This is a genomic window from Rahnella sp. ChDrAdgB13 (assembly GCF_017655185.1).
GTDB classification, from domain to species: Bacteria; Pseudomonadota; Gammaproteobacteria; order Enterobacterales; family Enterobacteriaceae; genus Rahnella; species Rahnella contaminans.
Window position 1 is genome coordinate 1 of sequence record NZ_JAEMGT010000175.1, and the last position, 3,109, is coordinate 3,109.

Sequence of the window (3,109 nt, forward strand, 5' to 3'; positions counted from 1 at the left end):
AGCTGAAAAATCTCGGTCTGCACAGAGTCAATCTAAAACACCTTTGGTGTTGTAAGGTTAAGCCTCTCGGGTCATTAGTACTGGTTAGCTCAATGCATCGCTGCACTTACACACCCAGCCTATCAACGTCTTAGTCTTAAACGTCCCTTCAGGTGGCTTAAAGCCACAGGGAAGACTCATCTCGAGGCAAGTTTCGCGCTTAGATGCTTTCAGCGCTTATCTTTTCCGCATTTAGCTACCGGGCAATGCCATTGGCATGACAACCCGAACACCAGTGATGCGTCCACTCCGGTCCTCTCGTACTAGGAGCAGCCCCTCTCAATCTTCCAACGCCCACGGCAGATAGGGACCGAACTGTCTCACGACGTTCTAAACCCAGCTCGCGTACCACTTTAAACGGCGAACAGCCGTACCCTTGGGACCTACTTCAGCCCCAGGATGTGATGAGCCGACATCGAGGTGCCAAACACCGCCGTCGATATGAACTCTTGGGCGGTATCAGCCTGTTATCCCCGGAGTACCTTTTATCCGTTGAGCGATGGCCCTTCCATTCAGAACCACCGGATCACTATGACCTACTTTCGTACCTGCTCGAGCCGTCACTCTCGCAGTCAAGCTAGCTTATGCCATTGCACTAACCTCACGATGTCCGACCGTGATTAGCTAACCTTCGTGCTCCTCCGTTACTCTTTAGGAGGAGACCGCCCCAGTCAAACTACCCACCAGACACTGTCCTCACCCCGGATCACGGGGCCGAGTTAGAACATCAAACATTAAAGGGTGGTATTTCAAGGTTGGCTCCACGCAGACTGGCGTCCACGCTTCAAAGCCTCCCACCTATCCTACACATCAAGGCTCAATGTTCAGTGTCAAGCTATAGTAAAGGTTCACGGGGTCTTTCCGTCTTGCCGCGGGTACACTGCATCTTCACAGCGAGTTCAATTTCACTGAGTCTCGGGTGGAGACAGCCTGGCCATCATTACGCCATTCGTGCAGGTCGGAACTTACCCGACAAGGAATTTCGCTACCTTAGGACCGTTATAGTTACGGCCGCCGTTTACCGGGGCTTCGATCAAGAGCTTCTCCTTGCGGATAACCCCATCAATTAACCTTCCGGCACCGGGCAGGCGTCACACCGTATACGTCCACTTTCGTGTTTGCACAGTGCTGTGTTTTTATTAAACAGTTGCAGCCAGCTGGTATCTTCGACTGGCTTCAGCTCCGGGAGCAAGTCCCTTCACCTACGCGCCAGCGTGCCTTCTCCCGAAGTTACGGCACCATTTTGCCTAGTTCCTTCACCCGAGTTCTCTCAAGCGCCTGAGTATTCTCTACCTGACCACCTGTGTCGGTTTGGGGTACGATTTCGTGTTACCTGGAGCTTAGAGGCTTTTCCTGGAAGCATGGCATCAGCTACTTCACCACCGTAGTGGCTCGTTATCACGCCTCAGGGTTAGTATGCAACCGGATTTACCAGGTCACACCCCCTACACGCTTGAACCGGGACAACCGTCGCCCGGCCAGCCTAGCCTTCTCCGTCCCCCCTTCGCAGTAACACCAAGTGCAGGAATATTAACCTGCTTCCCATCGACTACGCTTTTCAGCCTCGCCTTAGGGGTCGACTCACCCTGCCCCGATTAACGTTGGACAGGAACCCTTGGTCTTCCGGCGTGCGGGTTTTTCACCCGCATTATCGTTACTTATGTCAGCATTCGCACTTCTGATACCTCCAGCAAACCTCACAGTTCACCTTCGACGGCTTACAGAACGCTCCCCTACCCAACAACGCCTAAGCGTCGCTGCCGCAGCTTCGGTGCATGGTTTAGCCCCGTTACATCTTCCGCGCAGGCCGACTCGACCAGTGAGCTATTACGCTTTCTTTAAATGATGGCTGCTTCTAAGCCAACATCCTGGCTGTCTATGCCTTCCCACATCGTTTCCCACTTAACCATGACTTTGGGACCTTAGCTGGCGGTCTGGGTTGTTTCCCTCTTCACGACGGACGTTAGCACCCGCCGTGTGTCTCCCGTGATAACATTCTTCGGTATTCGTAGTTTGCATCGAGTTGGTAAGCCGGGATGGCCCCCTAGTCGAAACAGTGCTCTACCCCCGAAGATGAGTTCACGAGGCGCTACCTAAATAGCTTTCGGGGAGAACCAGCTATCTCCCGGTTTGATTGGCCTTTCACCCCCAGCCACAAGTCATCCGCTAATTTTTCAACATTAGTCGGTTCGGTCCTCCAGTTAGTGTTACCCAACCTTCAACCTGCCCATGGCTAGATCACCGGGTTTCGGGTCTATACCTTGCAACTTGACGCCCAGTTAAGACTCGGTTTCCCTACGGCTCCCCTATACGGTTAACCTTGCTACAAAATATAAGTCGCTGACCCATTATACAAAAGGTACGCAGTCACCCAACAAAGTAGGCTCCCACTGCTTGTACGTACACGGTTTCAGGTTCTATTTCACTCCCCTCGCCGGGGTTCTTTTCGCCTTTCCCTCACGGTACTGGTTCACTATCGGTCAGTCAGGAGTATTTAGCCTTGGAGGATGGTCCCCCCATATTCAGACAGGATGTCACGTGTCCCGCCCTACTCATCGAACTCACAATCTGTGCATTTTTGTGTACGGGACTATCACCCTGTACCGTGCGACTTTCCAGACGCTTCCACTAACACACAAACTGATTCTGGTTCTGGGCTCTTCCCCGTTCGCTCGCCGCTACTGGGGGAATCTCGGTTGATTTCTTTTCCTCGGGGTACTTAGATGTTTCAGTTCCCCCGGTTCGCCTCATTACACTATGTATTCATGTAATGATAATGTGTCGAAACACACTGGGTTTCCCCATTCGGGTATCGTCGGGTATAACGGTTCATATCACCTTACCGACGCTTTTCGCAGATTAGCACGCCCTTCATCGCCTCTGACTGCCTAGGCATCCACCGTGTACGCTTAGTCGCTTAACCTCACAACCCGAAGGTGTTTCCACCGTCGCATTGCGATTATTTGAGAGACTCTGTTACAGGCTAATCACCACTCAGTACTTCTACGGAGAGTGATGTTCAGCTGTAAACTTTCAATTTTTCAGCTTGTTCCAGATTGTTAAAGAGCAA

1 rRNA gene is annotated in these 3,109 nt (G+C 52.1%); it reads right to left on the reverse strand.

The features are described 5' to 3' along the window. Positions 1-53 precede the first annotated feature (53 nt). Positions 54-2,962: ribosomal RNA gene (locus tag J8X26_RS26025) — 23S ribosomal RNA — on the reverse strand. Between the last annotated feature and the right edge of the window lie 147 nt (positions 2,963-3,109).